This window comes from Thermodesulfovibrio sp. 1176, assembly GCF_029946585.1.
Lineage (GTDB): Bacteria > Nitrospirota > Thermodesulfovibrionia > Thermodesulfovibrionales > Thermodesulfovibrionaceae > Thermodesulfovibrio.
On record NZ_JARZRZ010000019.1, the window covers coordinates 1 to 321 of the forward strand.

At 34.3% G+C, this 321-nt stretch carries 1 pseudogene; it reads left to right on the forward strand.

Going from position 1 to position 321, the window contains the following annotated elements:
* Nucleotides 1–321 (forward strand): annotated as a pseudogene (locus QI155_RS10975) (hypothetical protein); the annotation flags it as partial.

A 321-nucleotide genomic window follows, 5' to 3' on the forward strand; every position in this document is an offset into this window, starting at 1 on the left:
TAGAGAAACAGTTTGACCTTACAAAAATATCAGAAGGAAGAGTACTAAATTATGGACATTGTCTAATAAAGAAGCTTTGGGATAAATTTCAGTTTGATGAGTTTTTCAGCAGAGTATCAAAGAAGAAACAATTTAATCTATCTCAAGCAGTACTTTATATGACAGCAAGGCATATGATTTCATCAGACAGCAAGCTTGGGATGTATGAAAGCAGGAAGGATTTTTTAGGGTTTGAAAGTATAGGGATAAATCATCTATACAGGGCATTAGATGTACTGGCAGAAAGCAAGGAAGAATTAGAGGAGTACTTGTTTAACAGGA